Source organism: Prevotella sp. oral taxon 317 str. F0108, assembly GCF_000162415.1.
Taxonomy (GTDB): domain Bacteria; phylum Bacteroidota; class Bacteroidia; order Bacteroidales; family Bacteroidaceae; genus Prevotella; species Prevotella conceptionensis.
In genome coordinates, this window is sequence record NZ_GG740076.1 from 163,809 (window position 1) to 190,431 (window position 26,623).

General features: G+C 47.9%; 16 protein-coding genes and 3 tRNA genes. 3 read left to right on the forward strand and 16 right to left on the reverse strand.

Going from position 1 to position 26,623, the window contains the following annotated elements; genetic code table 11:
• Positions 1-985 precede the first annotated feature (985 nt).
• The 8 genes from HMPREF0670_RS15370 to HMPREF0670_RS13250 form a co-directional block, all read right to left on the reverse strand.
• Positions 986-2,341 carry a TlpA family protein disulfide reductase gene (locus HMPREF0670_RS15370; protein ID WP_009231654.1) on the reverse strand — a complete coding sequence of 452 codons (1,356 nt, stop codon included), beginning with the start codon at positions 2,339-2,341 and terminating at the stop codon, positions 986-988.
• 108 nt (positions 2,342-2,449) lie between these two features.
• A complete protein-coding gene (locus HMPREF0670_RS13215) occupies positions 2,450-3,955 on the reverse strand; it encodes a PKD-like family lipoprotein (protein WP_009231655.1) in 1,506 nt (501 codons plus the stop codon).
• A 48-nt stretch (positions 3,956-4,003) separates the two neighbouring features.
• Complete coding sequence (locus HMPREF0670_RS13220; protein WP_009231656.1) at positions 4,004-4,840, reverse strand: DUF4843 domain-containing protein; 837 nt, start codon at positions 4,838-4,840, stop codon at positions 4,004-4,006.
• Positions 4,841-4,852: 12 nt separating this feature from the next.
• Positions 4,853-6,265 carry a RagB/SusD family nutrient uptake outer membrane protein gene (locus tag HMPREF0670_RS13225; protein WP_009231657.1) on the reverse strand — a complete coding sequence of 471 codons (1,413 nt, stop codon included), beginning with the start codon at positions 6,263-6,265 and terminating at the stop codon, positions 4,853-4,855.
• A 20-nt stretch (positions 6,266-6,285) separates the two neighbouring features.
• Positions 6,286-9,423, reverse strand: coding sequence for a SusC/RagA family TonB-linked outer membrane protein (locus HMPREF0670_RS13230; RefSeq protein WP_232213932.1), 3,138 nt, complete (start codon positions 9,421-9,423; stop codon positions 6,286-6,288).
• Between the two features lie 2,237 nt (positions 9,424-11,660).
• On the reverse strand, positions 11,661-12,962 hold the full coding sequence (locus tag HMPREF0670_RS13235) for a UDP-N-acetylmuramoyl-tripeptide--D-alanyl-D-alanine ligase (RefSeq protein WP_009231659.1): 1,302 nt from the start codon (positions 12,960-12,962) through the stop codon (positions 11,661-11,663).
• 82 nt (positions 12,963-13,044) lie between these two features.
• Complete coding sequence (locus HMPREF0670_RS13240) at positions 13,045-14,766, reverse strand: sulfatase (RefSeq protein ID WP_009231660.1); 1,722 nt, start codon at positions 14,764-14,766, stop codon at positions 13,045-13,047.
• 595 nt (positions 14,767-15,361) lie between these two features.
• Positions 15,362-15,434, reverse strand: a tRNA-Phe gene (locus HMPREF0670_RS13250).
• 191 nt (positions 15,435-15,625) lie between these two features.
• Here HMPREF0670_RS13250 and HMPREF0670_RS13255 point away from each other — a divergent pair.
• Positions 15,626-15,701: transfer RNA gene (locus HMPREF0670_RS13255), tRNA-Pro, on the forward strand.
• 98 nt (positions 15,702-15,799) lie between these two features.
• On the opposite strand, the gene HMPREF0670_RS13260 is transcribed toward HMPREF0670_RS13255, so the two are convergent.
• The 7 genes from HMPREF0670_RS13260 to HMPREF0670_RS13295 form a co-directional block, all read right to left on the reverse strand.
• The gene (locus HMPREF0670_RS13260; protein ID WP_009231662.1) at positions 15,800-16,231 is read right to left on the reverse strand and encodes a DUF2335 domain-containing protein; all 432 of its coding nucleotides are present in this window, start codon (positions 16,229-16,231) and stop codon (positions 15,800-15,802) included.
• Positions 16,224-16,457 (reverse strand): hypothetical protein, encoded by a 234-nt coding sequence (locus HMPREF0670_RS13265; RefSeq protein ID WP_044078325.1) that lies wholly within the window; start codon positions 16,455-16,457, stop codon positions 16,224-16,226. The genes HMPREF0670_RS13260 and HMPREF0670_RS13265 overlap by 8 nt, the downstream gene beginning before the upstream one ends.
• A 377-nt stretch (positions 16,458-16,834) precedes the next feature.
• On the reverse strand, positions 16,835-17,824 hold the full coding sequence (locus HMPREF0670_RS13270; RefSeq protein WP_009231664.1) for a GNAT family N-acetyltransferase: 990 nt from the start codon (positions 17,822-17,824) through the stop codon (positions 16,835-16,837).
• A gap of 25 nt (positions 17,825-17,849) precedes the next feature.
• Positions 17,850-18,698, reverse strand: coding sequence for a 1-acyl-sn-glycerol-3-phosphate acyltransferase (locus HMPREF0670_RS13275; protein WP_009231665.1), 849 nt, complete (start codon positions 18,696-18,698; stop codon positions 17,850-17,852).
• Positions 18,699-19,509: 811 nt separating this feature from the next.
• On the reverse strand, positions 19,510-19,779 hold the full coding sequence (locus HMPREF0670_RS13285) for a Txe/YoeB family addiction module toxin (RefSeq protein WP_009231666.1): 270 nt from the start codon (positions 19,777-19,779) through the stop codon (positions 19,510-19,512).
• A complete protein-coding gene (locus HMPREF0670_RS13290) occupies positions 19,772-20,032 on the reverse strand; it encodes a hypothetical protein (RefSeq protein ID WP_009231667.1) in 261 nt (86 codons plus the stop codon). The genes HMPREF0670_RS13285 and HMPREF0670_RS13290 overlap by 8 nt, the downstream gene beginning before the upstream one ends.
• Before the next feature lie 526 nt (positions 20,033-20,558).
• Positions 20,559-20,632: transfer RNA gene (locus HMPREF0670_RS13295), tRNA-Asn, on the reverse strand.
• Between the two features lie 164 nt (positions 20,633-20,796).
• Here HMPREF0670_RS13295 and HMPREF0670_RS13300 point away from each other — a divergent pair.
• Positions 20,797-22,485: a S41 family peptidase gene (locus tag HMPREF0670_RS13300; RefSeq protein ID WP_009231668.1), complete on the forward strand. Its 1,689-nt coding sequence runs from the start codon at positions 20,797-20,799 to the stop codon at positions 22,483-22,485.
• 2,607 nt (positions 22,486-25,092) lie between these two features.
• Positions 25,093-25,443: a hypothetical protein gene (locus HMPREF0670_RS13310; RefSeq protein ID WP_009231670.1), complete on the forward strand. Its 351-nt coding sequence runs from the start codon at positions 25,093-25,095 to the stop codon at positions 25,441-25,443.
• A 476-nt stretch (positions 25,444-25,919) separates the two neighbouring features.
• On the opposite strand, the gene HMPREF0670_RS13315 is transcribed toward HMPREF0670_RS13310, so the two are convergent.
• A complete protein-coding gene (locus HMPREF0670_RS13315; RefSeq protein WP_044078326.1) occupies positions 25,920-26,429 on the reverse strand; it encodes a hypothetical protein in 510 nt (169 codons plus the stop codon).
• Positions 26,430-26,623 lie beyond the last annotated feature (194 nt).

A 26,623-nucleotide genomic window follows, 5' to 3' on the forward strand; every position in this document is an offset into this window, starting at 1 on the left:
CCAAAGAAGCCGTGCATCAATGTGAAAAGGACTATTGATACACAGCTTGCATTGTTCTGAATTCGTCGAACTCACGTAAAGGTTTGTTTTTTGGCGATTTGTGTAGACAATGGGCGGTTGTGCATGGGTGGAAATGTAATGTTTTTAGTAGAGTTTTTAACATTGTGAGTGCCTTTTTAGTCGCCGAGCGGATGACGGGCGGCAAAAAATCGATTCTCGCGAGAGTTGGTTTCGGTACAAAATGGAGCTTTGTGCATAACTAGCTATTTGCATATTTATGTTGTGTTAAACGCAACTTTATGCAGAATGGCCGCTGTTTGATGCGAATACCATGCTGTTTGCGGCAAAATGTACTGCGTTTTGGTGCAAAATAGGCTGCGTTTTGGTGCTAAATGCAGTGCGTTTTGGTGCTAAATGCAAGGCAATTTGCTGCTAAATGCACTGTGATTTGCCCCTAAATGGGAGGCAAAATGTATAAAAATGCTGTGGACGTAGGGGCAAAAAACTTTGCGCGCGATAGAAAATGTGTGTAGAAAAGGTGCAAAATGGCAGTAAAAAAGTGGAAATCTAGGGGTAAAAAGCAGGTTTTGGGCGTGAAAAAATCATGAGCTGCCGACAAACTAGCGAGCCAATTTGATGCTAAATGCAGGCTTTTACGTCAAAAAAACGAGGAAGACGAAACCCATTGAGGGGCAAAACCATGCTTTTTACGTGGTTTTGCCCCTCCTTTTTCTCTAAAAGGGCTTGGCTAGGAAGATGTGTTTTGTAAAAAAACGCAACCAGAATTAACAGAGCGGGGAGAGCAAAACAGAGGGTTAAGGCTGGGGCTAAAAATTGCCTTTGGTGTGTTGGTGATATCTGGTAAAGTGGATGCTTACGTACAAACAACATCCATTGTTATCCCGAACAGGAAGAATGGATAAGGCCTAAAAACAGCGTGGGTGTTTTTAGGCCTTATGATTTTGCGCGAGTTGGCAAGCCTGTTTTACTGCTTTGCGTTTAATGCTTCGAGTATCATTGCTTTCAGCTCGGGTTTGTTGGGGGCGGGGGCGGCGAAAGATAGTACGCGGCCTTCGCGGTCGATGAGCATAAATCGGGGCACGCCCGTTACGTGATAGTCTACGGCGAAACCCTTGGTCCAGCTGTCGATAAAGATGAGGTTGCCCGTGAGTCCGTGCTCTTGAATGAGCTTTTCCCAGCGGTCGCTCTCCGCCCATACGCCAAGGCAGACGCTCATGAATGTGAGATCGGGGTGCGACAATTCTTTTTCCAGTTGCTTGAAATAGGGCATCATGCGGATGCAGGGTGCGCACCATGTGGCCCAGACGTCTATAACAACCACCTTTCCGCGCAAATCGCTCAGCGATAGTGTTGTGCTGTCGGGGCGAATGCCGCGGAAGTCGATGGCTGTTTGTCCCACTTTCGACCAGGCCAATGCTTCTTCGATGGGCTTTAACGCCTGCTGTAACCGCGAGGATAGGGGAGTGTCTCCCCAGGCGCGGAGCAGTGCCGTGTACTTCTCGTCGTAGTTCAGGCCTTGTGCCACTTGGTAGAGATAGGCTTCTCGCAACGGTTCGCTGGACAAAAGCGAGAGACGTTGCCGATAGTCTTCCTTGCCGATGTTTTGCTTTTCGGCAAGGTAATCTGCATAAAGTGCCAACATCTCAGGAGCGTAGGGTAGGCGCAACACGCTTTTGTCGCTAAACAGCTGCTTGTAGTCTTGCAGTGCGGCGGGCGAAATGAAGTTGTCGTCCACGGTGTCTGGATTGTTCTTTCGATAGGAAAGCATGTAGAACGCAAGGTCGGCATCTATTTTCAGTTGCAGCAAGCTGTTCTTGTCTCCCTTGCCATTGGCCTTACGTTTCAAAGCAGCGGCGGTTTGTTTCAGCACTTCCATCTCTTTCAAGAATTGCTGGGGCTTTACCGTCTTTCCCCCTGGCGTGTGGTTATAAAGATAGGCATGGTAGAACACCGGCGCGCTTTTGGTGGCCCAAAGGGCGAAATCTTTCTCGTGGGCATTGCCGTTTGTAGGCTGCACAACCAAATTGCTGCCATAGTTCACGGCAAGTTGTGCGCCGTCTTTCAGGTATATGGCATGTTTTAGCTTGTTGTTTTCGTCGGTGCTAAGCACGTAAAGCCCGTTGTAAGGCACTGCCGATTTGAGCACAAACTTCCCCCTTGTAACTTGTGCAGTGGCGCAAAGACTATCCAGTCCGTCGTTGATGGCGTAAAGGCTTACCTTGTTTCCCAAGTCGGGGGCTATTGTTCCGCGAATGACGACGGCTGCATACGATGCGAGGCAGAGGCATGCTGCGGTGAGAACCGTTATTGTTCTTTTCATTGAATGTTTGGAATGATGAGTTTAATTTGCTGTTGTTGCGATAATGTGGCGTTGCTTGTTGTGCCTTGGGCAAAGCGTTTTGTTTGCCGAAAAAGGAGGTTTCGGCACTTAGAACAGGGTTGAGGTGTAGAAACCGTTTTTGGTTTGGCTCATGAAACAAGCGCGTTTCACCTCGCCCTTACCTTCCAACACCTTGACGGCAGGCTTTACATTGCCCGCCGGCACGGGGTGCAGGTATAGCTTATAATGTCCGTTTTGGGCGGTGGCAATGGCCAGATAGTCGAACCATGTGCTGTCTAACCCGTAAGGCGCATACTTTAAGAACTCCATGTAAGTAACCTGTTCGCCCGAATTCCAGCTGATGCCTTGCGCCGTTTCGGTGTTGTTGTCGAGGTTGCAGGCGTAAAGGCGGTTGTCTTTGGCAAAATAGATGATACGATTGTTTTGGTTCAGGGCGCGGTGGGTGGCCTGTAACATGTTGAGCGAACCGTCCAACTCTTCGGATTTGCGTATGGGATTGAGGTCCATCCCATTGGGTTTCCCGTTTAAGGTGAGCAAGAGATATTTGCCCGTGTCTTTGCGTTTGACGATGGCTAAGGCCTCATCGCCTTCGTTGTAGGCTGCCGTGGTGCGCCCACCCATGAAGACAAGATCCATGTTCATGTTCTTTGGGGAAAGCGGCCCGTTGCCGTCTACGAAGTAGTTGATGGCGGGCGAAGTGCGGCTCACGCTGCACAGCGAGCTGTTCTTGGTGTTGAACAGCAGGGGGAGTGCGCGCCCAGAGTGGTGGATGGGCGAGAGGTTGTAGTCGCCCAGCGTTTTAAGAACGAACTGTTTATAGATGTCGTACTTTGAGTTGAAGAGCGTGTAAACAAAGTCGCCCACATATACGTGCACGTCTGACGGGCCTGCGAACATGTCGCGCACTTCGCGGCGTGCGGGTTCTTCCACAAAGAGTTCTTCATAACCACGGATTATTTTGCCCGTGAAATAATCTAACACGGCCAGGTCTTTGTTGCTGGCAACGAACACGGCGTTGACGCGTGTGTCGCGTAAGGTGGCGGTGTTGAAGTTCCAATAGTTGATGGTGAAGTAAAGATTTTGTGCCGCCCCTTGCAGATGGTGGCCGTTGGCGGCGTGCACAATGTTGGGCTTGGCTTTCGTTTCCGAGAAGAAATCGATGTCGGCACTGTCGCTCTCGCTTTTCAAAACCCACCATCCCGTGTCCATGTCGGTGGTTACGTATAGGTCGTATTGCTCGTAGGCAAACACGCCCGTGGCCCTGTCTTTGGCACATAGCCGCAGTTTATAGTTGCCCACGTTCAGGTTCACGTTATAGTCTAGGTCGCGTTGCCGTGAGATGGTGTCGGCCTGTTCGTTCCATGATGCAGCGGCAGGTATCACCATCCAGAAGCAATCGTATTGCCTGTTTTCGGGATAAATCTTGGGTGCGATTTGCAGTTTATCGCCCGTAGGGTTAACGGTGTAGGCCTCGTTCACCCCAGTAACGCGAATGTTGATGGGCGGCTGATAGTCGTAGTTGCCGTTGTCTGAGAAACAACTGCCAAGCAAACAAGCCATTGCGAGGGCTGAGAAAATAGCTATATGTTTCATCGTGTTATTGTCTGTGTTGGTTAGATAAAGAGAAAGGTGTCGGCTGTGTCACACCCTTGAAGGGAAAGTGACGAGCGGACTGCTGGCGTTGGTGGGGTCTTCGCGCATTGGTGCTAAGCCAGAGGCAATGTTGGCAGGGTCGCTGTTGAAGGCTTCCAACGCCTCGATAAACTTGCCGCGCCAGTAAACGATGAGTTCTTGCGACTTGTTTACCTCCGCAATCCATACGTCGTCTACCTTGCTGCCCACCACCTGCATCATCAACCGGTGTTTGGGTGCGCTGTAATTACCCAAGTAGGCCTTGGTGGTGTAGTTCCAGTTGGAGGGCATTTCCAACTTGTCGGATATGATGATGGTTTGTTCTTGCAACCTGCGTTCGCCCAAAGCGAAGTTTTCGTTCTCCTTCAACCGCAGGCGTAGGCGCACGCTGGCTTTCTTCAATGATGCGTCGCGCAACACCACAATGCCCACGCTGTCTTTAACGCGGCCGGCCTTGATGGTGAATAAAGGCCGTATCGACTCGTCGTTCAGCGGCACATAGTGTGTGCCGGGTATGGCTTTGTCGGTGCGTTCGGTAACGGTAGAGTCTATGATGTAGCCTTTATTGTCGTAGGTATAGTCTACAATGTATTCACTCACCTGCTCGAAAAGCACGTGCCTGTCTGTGGGGGCCGACCCGCCAATCACCCGAATGGGGATGAAAACCGTGTCGCGCACCCTCGTGTCGCTACCCCATACAAATGAAAAGGGATGGTCGGCGGGTGCCTTTTGGTTTTCGCTAACCAGTTCTGCTCGTGCCTTTTCGTTAAAGAGCAACTTCTCGTCTTCCTTGCATCCCGTTGTAAAGAGGGCACACAGCAAGGCGGCATATAATATTTTTTTCATTGTTCTGATGGTTTAGTTTACATATACAGCCTCGTCTTTTGGCAGAGGCACTATGTAGGTTTCTACCGAACCAGGCACGGAGGTCCAAAGAATGGTGCTTGCGCCAAGTCGCTTGTAGGCATAAAACGCCTGTCCTTCTCCGTAAAACTCCTTATTATATTCTTTCACCAAGAGGTCAATCCGCTCGCTGTCGTTGGCCATCGTGGTGGGCGTTACGTCGCGCGCTGTGCAGAATGTGGCGTAATAGGCATTGGCACCTGCAAGCGGACTGCTTTCTATCGCGATGAGAAACATCTCGGAAAGTCGGATGAGCGGTATCACGTTCTTGGCAAGTGTGGGCATCTTCTCGGTTTGGGTGTACTTCTGGAAGTAGAACGGGCGATTGTAATAGCTGATGTTCACCTCTTCCCACAGGTTGACGAAGCGTATGTCGGAAGTGCCTGCCTCATACAGGCGTGCCGTTAGTTCGGCCTTAGGCTTTTGATAGGTGCGTCCCGTACCCAATGTTTTTGATAGGTCGTTCGCTTTTAAGTTGAAGACGTGTTCTGCTGAAAGCGTCTTGTCGCCTCGCGAACAATCGTCGCGTGTGCCCAGTCGGAACATCGCGTTACCTTCGGGTGTCTTGGCGTCTATCACGAGCTTGGCATACGCTAATGCTTTCTCCTTGTTGCCCATCCACAGATAGGCGCGAGCTTTTAGCGCACACACGGCGTAATAGTTCATTCGCAGTTGACGGGCAGTGAAGAAGTTATCTTCTGATGCCGCATCCTTGTTCAAAGCCTCGATAGATTTCGAACGCACTGGGTCGTCTTTCAGGCAGGTCTCCGCCTCGTCAAGATCTTTGAGCAATTGTGTCGTAAATTCGGAGTAGGAGAGAAAGGCGTTGGGGCGGTTGGTTACTGTCGTGACGTAAGGAAGAACTTTGGATGTGGGCACATTGTTGGGCATCGGACCGAAAAGGCGCAACACATCCAAGTGGCAGAAAGCGCGCAAACCCAAGGCTTCGCCCTTGATGAGGTTGTAGTTGGTGTCGTCTAGCACGCTGCGATGCTGCTCTATGCCGCTCAACAACCCGTTCACGTCGGCCACAACCTTGTATAGGTTGTTGTAGATGTTGCCCATCGCCGTTTCTACCACGGCGGCCTTATAGTCGTATTTGTTGAGATATTCGCCCACGCTGCCAGCGTTGTAGGTCCAGTGTTGCGCTAAATTCTCTACTGTTCCGCACACCATCTCTTCCCCATAGAGGTTGGTTTGCTTCATCCGTATATAGCTTCCGATAAGCACGCTGCGGCAGCCGTCCACCGTAGAGAACATCTCATCCTTCTCTTTTTCGGTGGAAGGTAGCACGTTGAGGAAATCGTTGCAGGCCGTGGTTGTGCCCAGAATGAGCAACAAGGCTATGATAAATTTGCCAAATTTCATTGTGTTTAGGTGTTTAAAGTTTAGAAACTAACGGATAGGGTAAACGAGCAACGCCGCGAATAGGGGTAGGAAAGTCCGCGTTCTTGCTTAACGCTCGAGAGATAGAAGAGGTCGCTTAGGTCGCTGCTCAACGTCAATACCTGTATGCCCAAATGGCGTTTCAGCCACGGGTTGTTGCTGAACATGTAGGCAAGGTGAATGTTCTGGCAGCTGAGCGTGCGTTCGTCTTGCACGAACCTTGTCGTGGCATTGGTTATGGTTTCGTTGTTCAAGCCTTTAAAGAATGTACGGTCGTCTTTCTGTTGCCAGCGGTCGCGAAACACCCTTTCGTCCACGTTGTAGTGTTTGTCGGCGTTCTCGATGCGGTTAGCCAGCGTGGAATTGTATATCTGTCCGCCAAAGCGATAGCCGAAAACCACGTTGGCTGTGAAATCTTTCCAGCGAATCATGCTGCTCAATGTGCCGCGGAATTTGGGCTGGCTGATGCCGCACGCCACGCGGTCTGCCGCGCTCCACGTGTGGGTTAGCTCGCCGTTCTTCTTTCTAAAAACCTCGTTGCCCGTGCTGGGGTCTATTCCCAGCGACTGAACGGCATAGATGGTGTGTTGCGATTCGCCCTCGCGTATCACTTTGTTAGGCGTTGTCCCACCCGTAAGAAGTCGTTTGGCATACTCGTCTTTCAAGGCTTGCGATAGTTTCACTACCTTGTCTTTGTTGTGTGCGATGGAGCCTGTTACCGACCATGCAAGCCTTTGCGAGGTGTTGCGCAACAGAAAGCCAGTGGCTTTCACTTCAAAGCCGCGGTTCTCCACCTCGCCAATATTCTCCACAAACGATGTGAAACCGTTAGAGAGGGGCAGTTTTAACGACGAGAGTAAGTTAGATGTTTTGTCGAGATAAACGTCGGCAACAAGGTTCAGTCGGTTGTCGAAGAGGTTGATTTCAACGCCTGCATTCCATTTGTCTGTCTTCTGCCATTCCAAGTTGGGGTTCTCCAGTGCCTTTTGGTAAGTGCCAATCCAGCTGTTGTAGCGGTCGTTCAGATAATAAGAATAGGTGGCTATGGCTTGGTAGGCACTGAATTTCTGCGAACCGGTTTGCCCGAAAGAAGCCCTGAATTTGAGCCTATCAACAAAGCGAACGCTTTTCATGAACTTTTCGTTGTGCACGTTCCAGCCGATGCCCACCGAGTAGAACGGCGCGAAACGGCGGTTTTTCCCAAACTGTGAAGAGCCGTCTATGCGGTAGGCCAGGTCGGTGTAATACCTGTTGTCGAAGGAATAGTTGGCGTTAAACACCAATCCCACGGCGCGGGTTCGCGACTCTCCGCCCGATGGTTTGCCGCCTTTTTGGTATTGCAAGGCGTTGGAAGGAAAGTCGAGGTATTCGTCTGTAAAGCCCTCGAACACGAAGTTGTAGTTGCGGGCGAAGTTAGATGTAACATTCCAGTTGGCTGCCGCATACAGAAGATGTTTCTCTGCGAAGTGCTTGGAATAGCTTGCCGTGAGTGCCACTTCATAATTTGTTAGCTTGCCTGTGCCGTAGTTATAGCGCCCTTTGCGCAAGCTGCCTTCCTCCGTTTGATATTCGTCGGCTTCGAACATCGTGTGTTTGGCCGGCTTAAAGTCGTCGGTCTCGGTGTTTCGCCACGTCAAACCAACGCGCCCTCGCGTGATGAATCCCTCGAAAGGCCGCCACTCGATGGAGAAATTGTTGGTGATGTCGGTGTATTGTTGGCTGTTTTTCTGGTTGAGCATGGCATTGTAAAGCGGATTGGCAGGCAGATTGCGGAACCCGCCATAGAAGTCTACATCGTTGTCGAACATCTTGATAAGCCTGCCGTTGTCGTCGTATGGCCGCCAATAGGGGTTCAATCGGGTGTAATCGGAGAACGAGCCGTATGGCGATTCGGCTGACTTGGTGTATCCGATGCTGAGGTCGTTGGTGAAAATCAAGCTGCGATGGCGGTAAGAAAGGGTGATGCCACCGTTGAAGTTGTTGCGGTTTGAACCTTTCATCACACCTGCCACACCGTTATATTGTAGCGAGGCTGCATAGCGGAAACTCTCGTCGCCGCCCTCAATACGTATGTTATGCCGTTGTCCCACCCCAGTGCGTAGCGGTTTCGACAACCAGTCGGTTTCAAATCCACGCGTGATGTTCTCTAAAATGGCCGAATATTTTTTCTTCAAAATAAAGTCGCGTCCGGGGTTGGTGCTTTCATAATAACCCGAACGCCGTTCCAATTCTAGCTTGTCGGCGGCGTTCAGCAAGTGATAGTCCGACAGGTCGGGCACCTCAACGTTAAGGCTACCGCTATACGAGAACCGCAGTCGCCCCGTTTGGGGTGTCTTGCGCTTGATGACGATAACGCCGTTGGCTCCGCGCGAACCGTAAATGGCCGTGGCGGAACCGTCTTTTAGCAGCGTGATGGATTCCACCTCGTCTTCGTTCAAGTCCACCATCCGCGCCAAGCTGATCTCAAATCCGTCCAAAATGATGAGCGGCGTGTTCAGGTCGGTGCGTGTGTTGTCTTGCAGGTTTGTAAGGGTTGGCAGGTTGGCGGTACCGCGAATTTGAACATCGGGCAGACGGTTGGGGTCCGACCCATACTGGTTGTTTGCCAGTAAGTTGAACGACGGGTCGATGTTGGCGATAGATGTAAGCAGGTTCTTGTTACCGAATTCTTTTAGCTCCTTGTTCGTGATGGTGGCCACCGCTCCCGTAAACGCCTCTTTGTTTTTCTGGAAAATACCCGTCACAACGACGTCTTTTATCGTTGTGCTCGACTGCATCGACAGGTTGCGGACAACCGCTGTGGTTCCCGGTTCGATGGTGATGCTTACAGGGTTCATGCCCACGTACGAGAAACGAACAACGGTGAGGCTTGTGGGAATGTCTATGTGATACATGCCATCCATGTCCGTTACGCCGCTCACCTTACCGTCGGCACCATACACGGTGACGCCAATCAGCGGCTCGCCGCTTTCGCTTTTCACTTGCCCTTTCATCGTTCTTTTACTTCCCTGCGTGGCTTGTTGGCTCGTCTTGGATGCCAACTCGGCACTTTCGGCATGGCAAGGCAGTTGTGGAAATGTGGTCCACAACATCAACAACAAGAGCCTGGTAACTCGTCCCACTTGTCTGTTTCTTCGCATAAAGAAAGTTCTCATTTTTGTTAATTGCTCGTGTTTTCCCTGCGATTAGTGTACAGGGGTTGTTAAATACTGTTGATCTCCTGCCTGTTTGTCCACGTTCTACTTTACTGTCAGCGGTATTGTTGTTAGATTGCGAAAAGGCGTTAAGAAATCGTTTGCTGCAAATTTATGCGTTTTTTTCGAAAGTTCCAAATATCCCGAAAATTATTTTTCTATGAAATCGTCTTGGTTTTTAATATTTCTATAAATTCAGAGGGAGTAGTCTGTAAATTCAGAGGGGTTTGTCATCTTTGTGATGCCAATACAAGATAAACACGTTTCTCATACACGCAACGCGCACTTATGGCGCATCGCCTAGCAGATGCCAACACAAGATAAACACATTTCTCATACACAAGGTGCAGGACAAATCGGCTTACTGGCTTATAAACTCACGAAAAACCAACAACTCCCGAAAACATCAACTCATCAACCGACAAACTCATCAACTCAAAAACTCACCAACTTACAAACAAACAAAGTTACTAACTTATCAACTTACGAACTCAAAAACTCGCCAACTAACAAACTCATCAACTTACGAACTTACAAACTCATCAACTAACAACCTCAAAAACTCGCCAACTAATAAACTCATCAACTTGCGAACTTACTAACTCATCAACTAACAACCTCAAAAACTCACCAACTGACAACCTCAAAAACTCATCAACTTAAAAACTTAAAATTCTTATTTTTATTTTACAATATGGATCTAATTCTCGCTCCGTTCTAGCGAAAATATAGGCTAAAAAATAGGTAAATAGCCCCTATTTCTAGATTTTTTCGCCTTCCGTTTTGTCTGTTTTTAAGAGCAAAGCCTGCATTTAGCACCATTTTACCTTTCTAGTTTGCTTGCCAGCTCGTATTTTTTCAGGCCTAATTACCCACTTTTTGCCCCTAAAATTCTACTTTTTGGCGACTATTTTGCCCATTTTAGCCGTGTATTTCATGGTTCTAAGAGGTTTTGTTTATACCATTGCGGCGTATATTTATGCTTTTCGTCTTGCATTCAGCACCATTTTGCACTGCGTTTTGCACCATTTTACCTTGCGTTTTGCACCAAAACGCACTGCATTTAGCACCAAAACGCACTGCATTTAGCACCAAAACGCACTGCATTTAGCACCAAAACGCGCTGCATTTAGCGGTAAAATGCACTCAAATTAGCAGTAAATTGGCCAAAACTTGGTGCAAACGACACTCTATTGAAATAAATATTCATTTTGCCCGTATGTGCAACTACCCCTTTCTTGCATCAAAACAAACCTTCGCGAGAATCGATTTTTTGCGGCAAGGTGAGCGATTGGTGGCAAAAAGAGTACTCATAATGTTAAAATTCTTGCTGAAAAGTGGACAAGTTAACGAGAGGACAAGTTAACGAGAGGACGAGTTAACAAGAGGACAAGTTAACGAGCGGGGAAGTTGACGAGTTGGGAAGTTGACGAGTTGACGAGTTGACAAGAGGACAAGTTAACGAGTTGACGAGTGGAGAAGTTAACGAGTGAACGAGCTAATCGTTCTTTTCTCGCCGCGACAATGTTCGAACAAGCTCGACATTGTTCATTTGGCTTAGCGAAAACGTTTATCTTTTCGTCTTTTGACATAACAACGTCCTTTTTGACATAAGAACATAAGGAACATAAAGAAGTGCTCTTTACTTTCTCCTCATTATGTGCCACTGGAAAGACGCTTTCAACTGGCAGCGAAAGCATTGAATCAACTTCCACTAGATTACCTTTTTTGAGACATAGACACGTTTTGCCACAGACAAATGGGGCAGAATTTCAGTACTTATCATATCTTAGTCCAGTACTTCGTACATTATAGGTGTGTTTATCCTGGATTTATAACGCAAAGATAATAAACCCCTATCCCTTTTTAGAAACATAAAAGTGAAGACGACTTCTATTACTGTCCGCTAAAAATAAATTTTTATTGAGAGAAAAACTTTTAGCAGACAGCAATATAAGTATAACGTTTGGAAAGTCAACTGGGGTTTTGCACGTGGAGGTGGCCATGCTGTGCAGGCCTTAGAGAAAACGTTGCGCTTTGAGTAAAAGAGCTGTTTGTACGCCTTATCACCCCGTCGTGTGCGAGGAATGCAGCGTGTTTTGCTCCGTTTTCTCAAAGCGCAACGTGTGGTTGTGCGCGATAATGTTTGTCTACTTAATGGCTTACCAAGTGGCGCACTGGGGTTAAAGCCATTGTGGTAACTTGTCGAGATGTATGCCGTTGCTGCCTTTTACAAGGATGTAATGGTTTTCGGGGCGATGCTTTTTCAACTCGGCTATCACTTCTTCTACGTTGTTGAACTTGCGGAAAGCACAGCTTGTGCGGGCAAATTCGGAACCAACGAGCCACACTTCGTCGAGTGCGAGCTGCGAAAGCTGGTCGACAATGGCTTGATGTGCGCTTTGGCTAACGGCTCCCAATTCGAGCATGTCGCCCAAAATGGCCATCTTGTGCGGCACTTCCATATCGTGAAAGTTGTTCAGGGCCACGCTCATGCTTGTTGGGTTGGCGTTGTAGGCGTCCATAATCAGCTTGTTGTGTGCCGTTTCTTCCAGTTGCGAACGGTTGTTGCTGGGCACGTAATTGGCCAAGGCACGGTTAGCATCTTCGGCCGAAACGCCTAAGAAAAGGCCTACACTGAGGGCGGCAAGCATGTTTAGCACATTGTATGCCCCAACAAGATGGGTTTGAACCTCGTTCCATGCGCCGCCTTCGCGTTGCCAAGCGAAACGTAAGAAGGGGGCAGCCGAAACCACTTTGCCGCTAACGAAGAGGTCGGGGCGTGCAGGTGTGCCATAGGTTACGAGGTCTAGCCCCTCGGCAATGCCCATCAGGTGGGGATTGTTGGCATCGATAAACACCTTTCCGCGCTTGCTTTGGCGCATAAAGTCGTATAGTTCGCCTTTGGTTTTTACCACTCCTTCGAACGAACCAAAGCCTTGCAGGTGGGCCATGCCTACGTTGGTGATGAGTGCAAGGTCGGGTTCGACCAGCTCAACCAACGTCTTGATGTCGCCCGGATGACTGGCTCCCATTTCTACCACGGCCACTTCGTGTTCGGGTTTAAGGCGTAGTAGGGTTTTGGGAACGCCAATATCGTTGTTGAAATTGCCCAAAGTGTACAGCACGTTGTACTTTTGGCCCAGCACAGCCGCCAGTAGTTCCTTGGTGGTTGTTTTGCCGTTGGTGCCCGTTATGCCGACAATGCGCGTGCCAAGGGTGCGGCGATGGTGGCGCGCTAACAGCTGGAAGGCACGCAACACGTCGTCTACCAGTATGTATCGCTCATCGTTAGGTGGGCAAAATTCGGCCTCGTCTACCACGGCAAAGGTGCAACCTTGCTGCAAGGCCGCGGCAGCGAACTTGTTTCCGTTGAACGATTCGCCTTTAAGGGCGAAGAAAATGCTACCCGCGGGGCAGTCGCGGCTGTCGGTGGTTACTATGGGATGGCGTTCAAAAATCTTATATAACTGTTCTGTTGTCATACGCTTTGTTTGTATAATGGCTACTTCTGCAAAACGTGCAGCAGCCTGTTGGCACGCGCAAGCTTGTGCCTTTGGCCGTGCGTTACTCGTCTACTTTCAATTCTTTGCGATATTCGCCCAATCGTTTAAGCAACTGCTTGGTAACTTTTTCCGTACCCGGTTTGCCGTAGATGTTGTTCAGTTCGTCGGGGTCGGCCTGCAAGTCGTACAGTTCGTAATAATCTATGTCGGCATCATCGCGAAAATAATTGATGCGTTTCAATGCCTGATAGGTATAATATTCGCTGGTTCCGGGCGTGCGTTGGTACTTGTTTTCTTGCACGGCGCGGTCGCTGCCCTTTCCGTAGAAGTGGATAAGCTTGTAGCGTTCGTTGCGCACGCCATCGTGCTTGCGCACAAGGTGGTAAGTGGGATAGTCGTAATAGTGGTAGTAAAGGTCTTTTCGCCAGTCCTTTACATTTGTGCCCTTGAACAGCGGTTGCAGACTACGGCCACTCATCTCGCTGGGCTTTTTCACCCCGGCAAGTTCGAGGAAAGTGGGCGCGAAGTCGATGTTCTGCACCAATTGGTTGCATTCTGTTCCTTCTTTTACATGTCCGGGATAGCTGATGATGAGCGGCGTGTGGAACGACTCTTCGTACATGAACCGCTTGTCAAACCATCCGTGTTCGCCCATATAGAAGCCTTGGTCTGAGGTGTACACCACGATGGTGTTGTCGCTAAGTCCGTTTTGTTCCAAATAATCAAGTAGTCGGCCCACGTTGTCGTCAACAGAACGTATCACGGCAGCGTAGTCGCGAATGTAGTTTTGGTATTTCCACTTCACCAATTCCTTGCCTGTGAGTTTTGATTCGATAAACTTCTTGTTCCTTGGCATATAGTATTTGTCGAAGGCTACGCGCTGTTCGGTGGTAAATCTGCTTGTTTCGCCGAGCAGTGCGTAATACGAATCCATGCTTTCCACGTCGGCCGTGTCTAGCGTTTCGGGCACTTTCAGGTCTTGAATCATGCGCAAGTCGTCGTCGATGCGCATCTTTTGCGTTCTGGCAGCCGAGCCGCGCGTGGCGTAATCGTCCCAAAAGGTTTTGGGAAGTGGGAACTCTACGTCGCTATAAAGGCCGAAGTATTTTTCTTCGGGCATCCAATTGCGGTGCGGTGCCTTGTGATGCACCAGCAAACAGAAGGGTTTCGACTTGTCGCGATGCTCTAAGAAGTCGATGGCGTGGTCGGTAATGAGTGTCGTTGCGTAGCCTTTCTCTTGCTTGTACTTGCCGTATTCGCGGTTTGAGCAGAACACGGGGTTGTAATAAGAGCCTTGGTTGTAGAGGATATGGAAGAAATCGAACCCCTTGGGGCGGCAGTGCATGTGCCATTTGCCTACCATTGCTGTGGTGTACCCCGCTTTTTGTAGCAGCTCGCTGAAAAAAGTTCGGGTGGTATCGATGCCTTCTCCCAGTTGTCGTTGTCCGTTTTGGTGGCTGTAAAGGCCCGTGATGAGGCAGGCGCGACTGGGCGTTGACAGCGAGTTTTCGACAAAGGCCGACCTAAACAGCATGCCGCGGCGCGCCAATCGGTCGATGTTGGGCGTGGGCGCAAGCTTAGATAGGGCGCTGCCGTATGCGCTGATGGTTTGCATGGAGTGGTCGTCGCACATGATATATAAAATGTTGGGACGCACGGCAGTGGCTTGCGCTGCTGCGTTTACGGGAACTGTGGCCAGTTCAGGGCACTTGGGGTAGCGGGTGTCGTTGGTTTGTGCCACTGTCTTATCGGCCGTTGTGGCCAATGCGAGGGCAGGAAGCATGGTGAGCGAGAGTTGGGATGGTAGATTCATCTTTGTGTAAGTTGGTTGTGTTTTGCGCTGGCATGTGCCCGTTAAGCTTGTGGTGAGCATGTCGGCAGCGCGTTATGTGCTACAAAAGTACACAAAATCGTGGGGATGGATGCCCCCAATGCCACATTTTTTATTTGGTATGCGGAATATTTTGAATGGGGATGGGGTGGTGGATGTGGTGCGGATGGCACTCCTTATTATATATAAGGTGTGTGTTTGGTTGGGGGTGGGGTGGGCGATTGCCTACCGAACGATGTGCCGAGAGCAATGGCTGCGCGTTTCTTTCTGACTTTTATGGCCAAACAGAATTGGATATGGAAAGCTATAGGTGCTACGTAAGCAAACTTATAACAACGTTTTCGTTAAGCCAAATGAACAATGCCGAGCTTGTTCGGACATTGTCATGGCGAGAAAACGCACTTTTCGAGGAACGAGAAAAGAACAATTTTCCAAAACCCATTATGTTTGACTATAAACAAGGCATTTGGCTAAGTTTGGGGTATAAAAAAAAGTCCTTGAAATCTCACGACTTCAAAGACCCACACAATTTATTAACCAAAAAATGTGGTGCCACCAGGAATCGAACCGGGGACACAAGGATTTTCAGTCCTTTGCTCTACCAACTGAGCTATGGCACCAACTTCTGAATTGCGAGTGCAAAGGTAGTGATAATTTGTGTAACTGGCAAACATTCTCTGCATTTTCTTTAATATTTTCTCGTCATTTGCACGTTATTCAGATTTTTGCAGTACCTTTGCACCGCATTTAAGCGAAGAAAGCCAGTTGCGTAAGTAATGTTGCGGTTCGTCATTGGCATTCGTTTTGGCATCGGGATGTAGCGCAGTTGGTAGCGCACTACGTTCGGGACGTAGGGGTCGGGCGTTCGAGTCGCCTCATCCCGACCAAAAAACAATCGGCCACGCATTGGGTTTCCAATGGCGTGGCCGATTGCTTTTAGTGAGAACGTGAATAGGGAACGATGGTTTCCTATATATATGGCTCCCTATTTTTCTTTTTTCGGTTTCTTTCCTACTTCAACGAATATTGACATGATGGACAGAATGGTGATTCCTCCAAAGATACCAGAGAACCAAGGCTTATCTAGGTATAGAGCGAAAGCTGTAATACCCATGAAAATGACAAGTGATAAGAAGGCAAAACGCATACCCCTAATGTTCATCTTTGCGTCTTTTTGTTCAGACTCCTTTATTAATTCCAACTTCTCTTTTTCCATATAATGCCTATGTTCTTGTTCTTTTCTCGCTGTTTCTATCAGGAACTCAACAATATTGGGGCTGATTTTCTGGTATTGGGATAACTCTTGGGGCGAAGGCAATGAGTTATCATCAACCGACACGGTTTGTTCTAGTTGCTTTCCTACCGAATCGCCAGTTGATACTTGGGTTTCTTTCCTGCTGATAGATTGTTTAGCCATTCTCCATTATAAGTTTATTAAAGCTTTTTCGTATGTCGGCTGCAACATTCCGTCTGTCGTTTATCAGGTTCTCTGCATCGGTACGACGATCCGATTTGCCATACAGCACTTCCCTTTCTAGTTCTTTTATTGCTTCCGAATCAGAGTGATATTGACCTTTGGAAGCTCTTCCAAACACGTATGTGGCCCTTGCCACAAATTGTATCATGCTTTTTATGATGTACATAAAGCCTCCTTTTATTTTATTGGATGTTATTTTATAGTGCAAATATAGTGTTTTTATCTCGAACGAACAAAAGTTTAACAGATTGACAGCTTCTAATGTGCGGCAATGTTGACGGCTTTTGTTTGGTAACGTGGTATCGAAAAGGCGTGTTTGTTGTTTACACACTCGCAGAATGTGGCCTGAAAAGTCTACGATACCTCTTTTATTATAGGCGTTGTTGCAATAGCTGAATTTTAGCCGACAAGTTGGTTCGTCAGCTGTTTGGCAGACACGTTGTCTATGAATTGCGATCCGTTTTACAAGGCTTGTTCCCCCTTGCCACGCTAGCAAGCGGACGAATGAAAGGGCGCACGGTGTGTGCAGCAATTGTTCGGCCTTTACTTCTCTTTATATATAATCTTGTTTTGTCCCGTTGTCAGTTCCAGCGTTTCTCGGTTTTCGGCAATGAAACTGTCGATGTGGCGCACGCGTTTCTCTTCCAAAATCTCGTCAACGGCGATGAGGATGCCCGTTTCTTCAACGTCGCCGAAACCATAGTTGATGGCCGTTCCGAAGAGTTTCATCGTAGGACTAAGCCCCATGTAGGCGTTAACCAGCGGCGGAATGTTATATCCCAACGCACGAATTTCGCGATTCAAGATTTTATAATCTGCCTTAAAGTCGTTTTCGCAGAACAGCGCCTCCAACTCTTTCGGGTCGGTTTCGATAATAAGGGGCTTCATCGGTGTAATTAAATTCTCCTTATCGTCGAAGTGTTTTTTAAGGAAATAGAGTATCATATCCCTGCCGCGACGGATGTACGAGGGGTACATCGTCATCTTTCCAAAGAAGTATTTCAGTTTCGGGTTGATGACCGTCAATGCGCCAAGCCCGTCCCAAAGGTTGTCTAGCGCAAAGATACTCTTTGTTCCCTTGCGGATGCTTTGGTATTCTACGGCCACAAACGAACGGCCTAGTTCCACCGTATAAGGCATATAGTCGGTGAGAAAGCGATTGGAAAACTTGAACATGTGGCTCGTTGCCAGCAGCGGTTGTCCGTCGTCGTTCATCTTCCAGTCCGTTCCGTATATATATCTGTATCCCCCAATGATGTCTTCTGCGTCGGGGTTCCACACGATGAGCTGCTTATATCCGCCTTCCATCGTGTCGAACTCATCGATGTCCAACGCCTTTCCCGTTCCTCCGCCGGCGTTTCTGAACGCAATCTCGCGCAGCCTGCCAATCTCTCGCATCACGTTGGGCGAGTCTTGTGCGGTAACGATGTATATCTCGTTATTGCTCTTGTTCGTCAGGCGCAATTGTTTGTTGGGCGTGAGTTCGCTTTTCAGCAGTTCCCTTTCAACGGGTTGGATGATTTTTTCTTCCATTCTTCCTTCGGTTATGGTTTATGGCTTAGGGATTAAGTCGCTGGTTTTGGTTGTTTGTGGGCAGTTGGTACACCAAGTTTTGCACCGCTTGCGCCCATTGCAGGGACGTTCGGCTTTTGTCGAACGTTTGCCACGGAATGGGTTTGCCGATGGTTACGTTAAAGGTTTTGTGCCTGTTCTTGTACATTTCGTCTACAAGGAACAGCATGGCCACGTTGAACTTGATGCCTAGGCGTTTGCAGGTGTTGGCCAAACGATAGAAAAAGTTGGAGTTCTGCCCTCCGAAATGTATGGGCACCACGTCTCTCTGTGTTTCTACACTCTTGGCGATGAACGTCTTTGTCCACGGTATGTCGCGTATCTCGCCTTTCGTTCTTCGGCTGCAAAGGCCCGCAGGGAACATCATCATGTGCTGCTGCGACTTGAAACCAGCCTCAACCATAGCAGGGAAAGCGCGACTTTGGTTGCCAGTTTTGTTGATAGGAATACATAGCGGAGCCAAACCGGGCAGGTTCATCAGCAGGTCGTTAACCAGATAACGGAAGTTGCCGTCGTAGTGCCGACCCACGATTGCGCCAAGTGCCACGCCGTCGATGCCGCCCAATGGATGGTTAGACACGAACGTGTATAGCCTACCATCATCCTTTGCAGGCAGGTTTTCCATGCCGCGCACGTTTAATGTCAGGTCTAGATAGCTTACGCAAGCCTCTAACCAGTCTACGCCCACGCGTTCGCGGTTGTCCCAAAGAAAACCGTTCACCTCGTCTTGGTGCACGATGTGTTTAAGCCATCTTACCAACGGACGGGGTACAAGACGCGCCTTGTCGCCCATCTTGCTTTTAAGGATGTTGTCTATGTCTATGGTTTTCTCCACAATGTCGTTCTATCAAAACAATACTAACAATTTGCAAAAATAACACTTCTTTTTTTAATATGTGCGGTGTGCGGCCTAAAAAATGCGTGTTTTTTTGCGTTGTCTTTCAATTGTGGCTTGCTAAACGTTGCTTTCGGGCACATTACTGTACAACCTGGTCTGGCCTTCGCTTGGCATCTTGCTTTTCGGCAGTGTGGCCTGTGGGCATGTTTCTTGTGTTGGATGTCGGGTGATGTGGGTGTTTTTCACAAATACATTATATCTGCAACTAGTCGATATAATAAATAGGTGTGACTATGTGCCAAAGCCTTGCTTGGTGATTGTTTGATTATAGCCAAACAGGGTTGCTTTTGGAAAATTGTTGTTAGAAGAACGTAAGTTGTGCGTAGCATGGCGTGAACAAACCCTTATGCAGAGAAAAGGCAACACTTTGGTTTGCTAACAGCGTATCTATGGCGTTCCGAATCCAGTTCTGCTTGACTATAAGTGAATTTGCTATACAACATTTTGCAAATAAACAAAAGAGGAGAGAAACCTATTCACAAGCAGTTGGTTCTTTATTGTTTCTTCAATCGTCGGTTAAGAATAACATTCCGCACCTTGTAAAACACCCACATCAACAAGGGGGCGTGCCATTCCTTTGGCAAGCATCGCCAAAAGCAAAGCAACCAAAACGAGGGTTTGCCCAATGATTTTTATCGATAGCCAGACCTAACCGACCGAAAGAACATGAAAGAATTACGAATGCAGAATCAAAAGGGATTAAAGCAATGAGCGTTTTTTGTGGGGTTTCGAAAATTGGAATTGGGCATCACTTATCGTCGTAATGGCCAACCACGGATAACACTAGTACGACTATCGTCGTGTTGTTGACAAGATACCGCAGCCGGTTCTTCTTGTCAATCTTGCGAGACCAAACGCCATTGGCATATCGAAGTTGGTGCGGATGCCCCGTGCCTGTGTAAGGGTGCTCGCTAAGTTCAACTAAAAGGGCTTTGAGTTTTTTGTAGCCTTGTGCGTCAGACTTGCGCAGCTTGGCGATTTCTTTTTGCGACTGTTCTGTAAAGTCTAAATCATACATGGCCTGTGCGCTCTAAAAAATCATCAAGGCTTTCCCCTCTTTCCATGCGATTTACACGGCCGCTCTTCACGTCTTCTAAGGCTTTCTGTAAAGATGCAACCTCTTCTCTTGTGGGAAACTCCTCTTCGTCTGTAACCACCACAAGCCGGATAGGATAATCGTTTCTCCTAGCCACAAAGATTGTTTCGTGCGCGGCCAAATCAAAATATTTCTTTTGGTTGGCTCTAAGTTCTGCCGGGCTTATTATCTGCATAACATATCTATTTAAGTATATGGCAAAGTTAGTGATTATTTTTCAAGCCACCAAGCTTTTAAGTACTTGTTTTTGTACATATACGTGTACAAGTGTAAGAAACGAAAGGCAACGTCCTTAACCCGCTTTCCTCTGAGAAAAGAGCGGCCATTCCCTGTGGCAAAGGCCACAAGCGCCTACAGCATACTTCGAAAAGGGAGGCAGCCATCATGCCACCACACCCACCCCGATACTGAAACTCTGGAAATCAAAACCTTGTGAATGGGCATGTTGGCACATACGCCCGTAAGATATAAAGGTGTGAAACGGCCGTCCTTCTTGGCATGCTGAGGTTCAGGAAAACACCTGTCGAAGTCCTGGAGGGCGGTTAACTTTTAAATCTCAAAGTCTTCGCCTAATCAATTTCTTCTGCCGATGCCTGTGCGTTGGACTGCTTAGCCAAGCTCAATGGCCTGCATGGTTCGCCGAAACGTGCCTCATGCGGGGTGAAAAAGAAAAAGGGAACTACCGAAGTAATTCCCTTTCGCGCTTCAAGATGGGCTTGAACCAACGACCCCCTGATTAACAGTCAGGTGCTCTAACCAACTGAGCTATTGAAGCTTTTTGCTTGTTTGCGGTTGCAAAGGTACTGCATTTTGTTGAAACCACCAAATGTTTTGGCGAAAAAAATCGTTTTTTCTCGATTTTATAATAAAATAGGAATAAAGATAACGCTAGGTAATATGAATGTCGTAATTTTGTAAAACAGAACAAACCTATTTACAATGAGGAAGACATTCATCGCATTATGCCTGGCCGCCACCGCCTACACGGCAGCGGCGCAAAACGAACGAGACCACAACTTCGACGTGGCCAAGAACCTTAACATTTTTAACGCTATCTACAAAAACCTCGATATGATGTATGTAGACACGCTTAACGCTAACCAAACGGTGGGGACGGGCGTCAACGCCATGCTTAAAGCCCTAGACCCCTACACCGTGTATTACCCCGAAGACAAGGTGAAAGACCTTAAATTCATGATTACGGGCAAGTACGGAGGTATTGGCGCCATCATTAAGTACAACAGCCAGCTTAAACGCGTCATCATAGAAGAACCCTATGAAAACATGCCCGCTGCCGAAGTGGGACTGAAAAAGGGCGACATCATCTTGGCCATCGACAACGAAGACATGACCAAGAAAGACCAATCTTACGTTAGCGACCATCTGCGAGGCGACCCCGCAACAAGCTTCATCCTCCAAATAAAACGCCCGTCAACGGGCAAGGTCATGAAGTTTAAGGTTACCCGTAAGGCCATCCAGTCGCCTGCCGTGCCCTATTATGGCATGCAACCCAACAATGTGGGCTACATCAACCTTTCTGGATTTACCGAAAACTGCTCGCGCGAGGTGCGCCGTGCCTTCCTCGACCTTAAACAAAAAGGCATGAAGAGCCTTGTGTTCGACCTTCGCGGCAATGGCGGCGGGTCCGAGTCGGAGGCTGTAAGCATCGTAAACATGTTCGTACCAAAAGGAAAACTCATCGTTTCCAACCGCGGAAAGCTGCAACGCTCTAACCACGAGTACCGCACAACGGTTGAACCCATAGACACCGTGATGCCCATCGTGGTGCTGGTAGACGGCAATTCGGCCAGCGCCAGCGAAATTACTTGCGGCTCGCTGCAAGACCTCGACCGGGCTGTGGTGCTGGGAACGCGCACTTTTGGCAAGGGCTTGGTGCAAATGACGATGGACTTGCCTTACAATACTGCACTCAAACTGACGACGGCCAAGTACTACATACCTAGCGGGCGATGTATTCAGGCCATTAACTATAAACACGGAAACGGCGGCACAACCGAGCAGGTGCCCGACTCGTTAACCAAGTTGTTCCACACGGCCAACGGCAGGCCTGTGCGCGATGGCGGCGGAATTCTGCCCGATGTGGTGGTGAAAGCCGACTCGCTGCCCAACATCGCGTTTTACCTGGCAGGCATCAGAGACTCTAACGAGCTGTTGCTGAACTATCAATTAGACTACATTGCCAAGCATCCCACCATCGCGCAACCCGAAGACTTTACGCTTACCGATGCCGAATACAACGAGTTTAAGCAGCGTGTGCTCAACTCGAAGTTCACTTACGACCGCGAAAGTGAGAAATTCTTAAAGGAATTGGTAAAGCTGGCTAAGTTCGAAGGCTATTATGATGATGCCAAAACCGAGTTCGATGCGCTAGAAAAGAAGTTGAGCCACAACATCGCCAAAGACCTCGACATCAACAAAGATGCTGTCAAGCGGCTTATCATCGACGGCATCATACCCACGTATTACTTCCAAAAGGGCCGCATCAGGCACTCGCTTGTTGACGATAAGCAAATGAAAGAGGCCCTCAAGCTGCTGGCAGACCCTAAGCGATATGCCGACTTGCTGAAACCGCAACCAAAGGCGGCACAGCCCAAGGCAAAGAAGTAAACAGCGTGTGCTGAAACCTTTTTCGCAAGGCATTTGGCCTTGTTACAGCCTGTTTCGCCCATTTCTTGTGGATGCGCCATTAGTTGCGCGTTTTCAAGAAGTGGGCGAAAGCTGTTTTGGGTGGCCAAACCCATTCACTTTGGAACCTACTTTTAACCTGATTAACCTATTCGTCTACGAACCAGTCGGCCCTAATCAATTCGCTTTGGAACGTACTTCTAACCTGATTAACCTATTCGTCTACGAACCAGTTGCCCCAGTCAATCTACTTTGAAACCTACTTTTAACCTGATTAACCTATTCGTCTACGAACCAGTCGACCCTAATCAATTCGCTTTGGAACGTACTTCTAACCTGATTAACCTATTCGTCTACGAACCAGTCGACCCTAATCAATTCGCTTTGGAACGTACTTCTAACCTGATTAACCTATTCGTCTACAAACCAGTCGACCCTAATCAATTCGCTTTGGAACGTACTTCTAACCTGATTAACCTATTCGTCTACAAACCAGTTGACCCCAGTCAATCTACTTTGAAACCTAATTTTAACCTGGTTAACCTCTTCGTCTACAAACCAGTTGGCCCTAATCAATTCACTTCGGAACCTGCTTTTAACCCCAACCGCTCGTTGTAGCCAGTGTTGATTTCGCTGCCTTGTCGAGCATATTGCCTGTCTTTTTCTTAAAACCAGATCGATAGCTGGGCCTGTGTTGATTTCGTTGGATTGTTGAGCATATTGTCTGTCTTATTCTTAAAGGAGTGGCGGGCTACGTCGAGAGAATAGGGTAGGCAAGACACCGACAGATAAAGAAAAACTGAACGGGAATTGATAGGAAGAACTTAAAACAATTGGTTAGCAGTGTAATGAACCGATTGGGGCTGAAAGCGTAGCTGACTACGTCGAGAAATTTAGACGGGCAAGATGCCTATAAACATACGGGAGATGAACATGAAACGAGGGAAACAACCTAAAATAATCGATAAGCGGTTTAACAACCTATTGGGATTTAATCTTTGTTCTAGTGGTAGTATTTGTTAAATTGGTGTTTTAATTTTACAAAACGCATTCTGTTGGCCGACCCTTCTAGAGAAAATCAAGGTCTAAAAGCATACATTTAGTGGCTAGATCCTGGTTCGTTTGTCCCCTCGTTGTCTGCAATTTTGGGCCTTAAACCTGCATTTTGCACCATTTTGCCTTTCTAGTTTGGTTGCCGACTCAGATTTTCATAAGTCCATTTACCTGCTTTTAACCCCCAAAAAACCACTTTTTAATGCCTATTTTGCCCTTTTTGGCCATGTTTTTAATGGCTTTGAAAGGTTATGTTTATACCATTTCAGTGGATATTTATGCTTATCGCCTTGCATCTAGCGGCATTTTGCCTTGCATTTAGCATCAAATTGCACTGCGTTTTGCACCGTTTTACCTTGCGTTTTGCACCAAAACGCCTTGCATTTAGCATCAAAACGCACTGCGTTTTGCACCATTTTACCCTGCAATTAGCAACAAATAGCCCCAAAAGTGGTGCGGATGGAGTCGTTTTTAAATAAAAATTCATTTTGCCGCATTCGCAGACTAACCCCTTTTGGCATCACAACTAACCTTCGCGAGAATCGATTTTTTGCGGCAAGGTGGACGATTGGTGGAAAAAATCGCACTCATAATGTTAAATTTCTTGCTGAATAATTTACGTCGGATAACGTATTAACGAACGCAAATTTCAGAACCGTTACAGCACAAGCTTATCGGCAAAAACATTTGGGCGCGTGTTAACGAACGCAGATTTAAGCATCGTTACTGCCCTTTCGTCCGCCAACAGCAGGTCTTGCCGCAAACATTCCACCCCAATGGGTTCATTAGGGTCTGTGCAAATTTTGTTTGATTGTCGGGCCTATCGTCCGTCTTATTCTTGAAGGTGCGGCAAGTTACTTCAGCTGAATGGTGGGCAATAGGCCCAACAAGCAAGCGAAGAACAAACACGAAACGATGGGGAGGGCCTAAAACATCTGATGGGCGGTCTGATGAACCGCTTGAAATTTAAGGAGACAAGTTGACTTTAAAGTAACACCTACTTGCTGGTGGTTAAGCACGTTATGGGAAATTTTGACGTATTTATTCGATATTTATACTTATTTCGTACTTAGTAAAGAAGTTTTTTCGCATTATATTAAAAATAATGAAGAAAATGTTTGGCAGTTATTTTACAAATGCCTATCTTTGCCAAGTACTTAGTAGTCTTTGAAAACAAAAACAGAGATTCACAGGTGGTGCGCGTATTTTACAAGCGCAAATCCACAAGACGGGGAATCACGCCAATGCCCCAACACCCGCCATCCAGCGAATGGCGGTTGCGCAAATACCAGTAGAAGAATATAGCAAGTTCAACAACTATTCAGTCGAAGGATTAGAGAAGAAAGCCAAGAGACAAGCCACTTCGCGTGGTAACAAAGCCATCGGAGCCCTGTTTCGTAAGGCAACCGCCTTTCCTTTTCCATACATGCCATGTTGTGAACGAGCGTATTTCTATGGTCGCTAATACCTCTCGATGTTCCGCTTTGAAAGCGGGAAACCTGATATGTATATAAAATAATCTAAACTGATGTTTGTATGAAGAAGGTAGTATTGTTTGTTTTTATGTTATTGCAGCTGTGGGCCTGCGGGCAGGTGAAGTATCGTGAGGTACTAAGCTTGGCAGACGAGTTCGTGTCGAGCCTCGAGACGGACTACCAGAGCTACGGACTTCTCGGCGGTGTGGATAAGATTAAGTACACGCGCGACGGCCTTTACCAGGTGTTTCCCATGGGAAGACTCATCAATGTGAAGATTGATAGCATGGCCTCCGACGATGATTACGAACAGCTGCGACAGGCTTTGGCCTCCCATTACTCCGCCGACGGACGAGTGAGGCAGGTGTATCGTTGCCATGCCGGCACGATTATGATTGACTGCCGCAACTGATTTGAAGATACATACTGTTGTTTGAAGAAAGGGAGCGACACAGAAGCCCGGCGTGGCAACCTCGTTTCTTTTTACATTCAAGACGCTCTCGCTGGTGCCTTAATGTGTCGCAACCCTTTAAGCTTTCCCTTTTGTAGACCTTAATCGCACCTCGGGCTTAGCCCGCAGGTGCTTTGTTGGCTTATGCTTGGTGCAATGGGGCCTTTCTTAAAATGGCCTGCTTTGATGCTGGCTTGCGTTTGTAGGCAAGAGGTTGAGGGGGAAAGCCTGGTTCCAACGCGTATGGCGTTGCCCAATTGGTTTTGCATAAACGCTTACTTTCGGTTGTAACGCCCATGAAGTTGCCCTCAGCAAGGTTGTGGAAAAGGGTTTATTGGGCGGCTAGGAACCTCCATGCTGTCTTCATAAGCCAGCCATGCTCGTTATGGAAACGGATTTAGTAAATATATTTTTTACGTAGTGTGAGGTGGGGCTTGTCAGTTCCTGACATAGGGCAGTGGCCCATAGCGCAGCACCGTGGTGTAGGCTTTTCCGGCTGGGTAGATGCAAACGGTGAAGAGATAGTTGTTTTCAACGGGCGAAGAACCGCCTTTGTAAAAGGGCATGTCGTCGTCTTCCCAGTCGATGGTTACGCCGGGATAGTCCTTATCCATCGTCTTGGCAAGCAGTTCAACGTCTTTCAACGCGTTTTTCTTGTTGACGGGGCGCGACGTAAAGCGGGCCTCGCTGAAATAAGTGTTGCCCTGTTCGTCGGTTTGGAAGTTAAACGTTACTTTTTCAAACTTCACACCCTTGAACATCATGTTGCGATATTCAATTTGCTTGTTGTTGATGGATGTGGGCGTTCCGAATTGTCCCTTTATCCCTTTAAGGGCCGTTTCGTAGTTTGTTCCGAAGGCTACACCCTGAATGCTGGCATTGCTTTCGGCAAATGCCGTAGCCGAGATGAGAAGTGCGAACGCTGTCGCAAAAATACTTTTAATCATAGTGTTAAATCTGTTCATGTGTGCAAAGATAAACAAAAATGGGCAAACACCGGTGCGCTTCGGCACTCCATTTGGCGCGCATTGCTAAAAAGTTTGTTATAAAGTGTAAAACGGTGCGTTTCTTTTTATTAATTAGTAGGGAAGTATAGGATATTTTTTGTAAGTTTGCATACGGTGGCAAACGATGCCACATC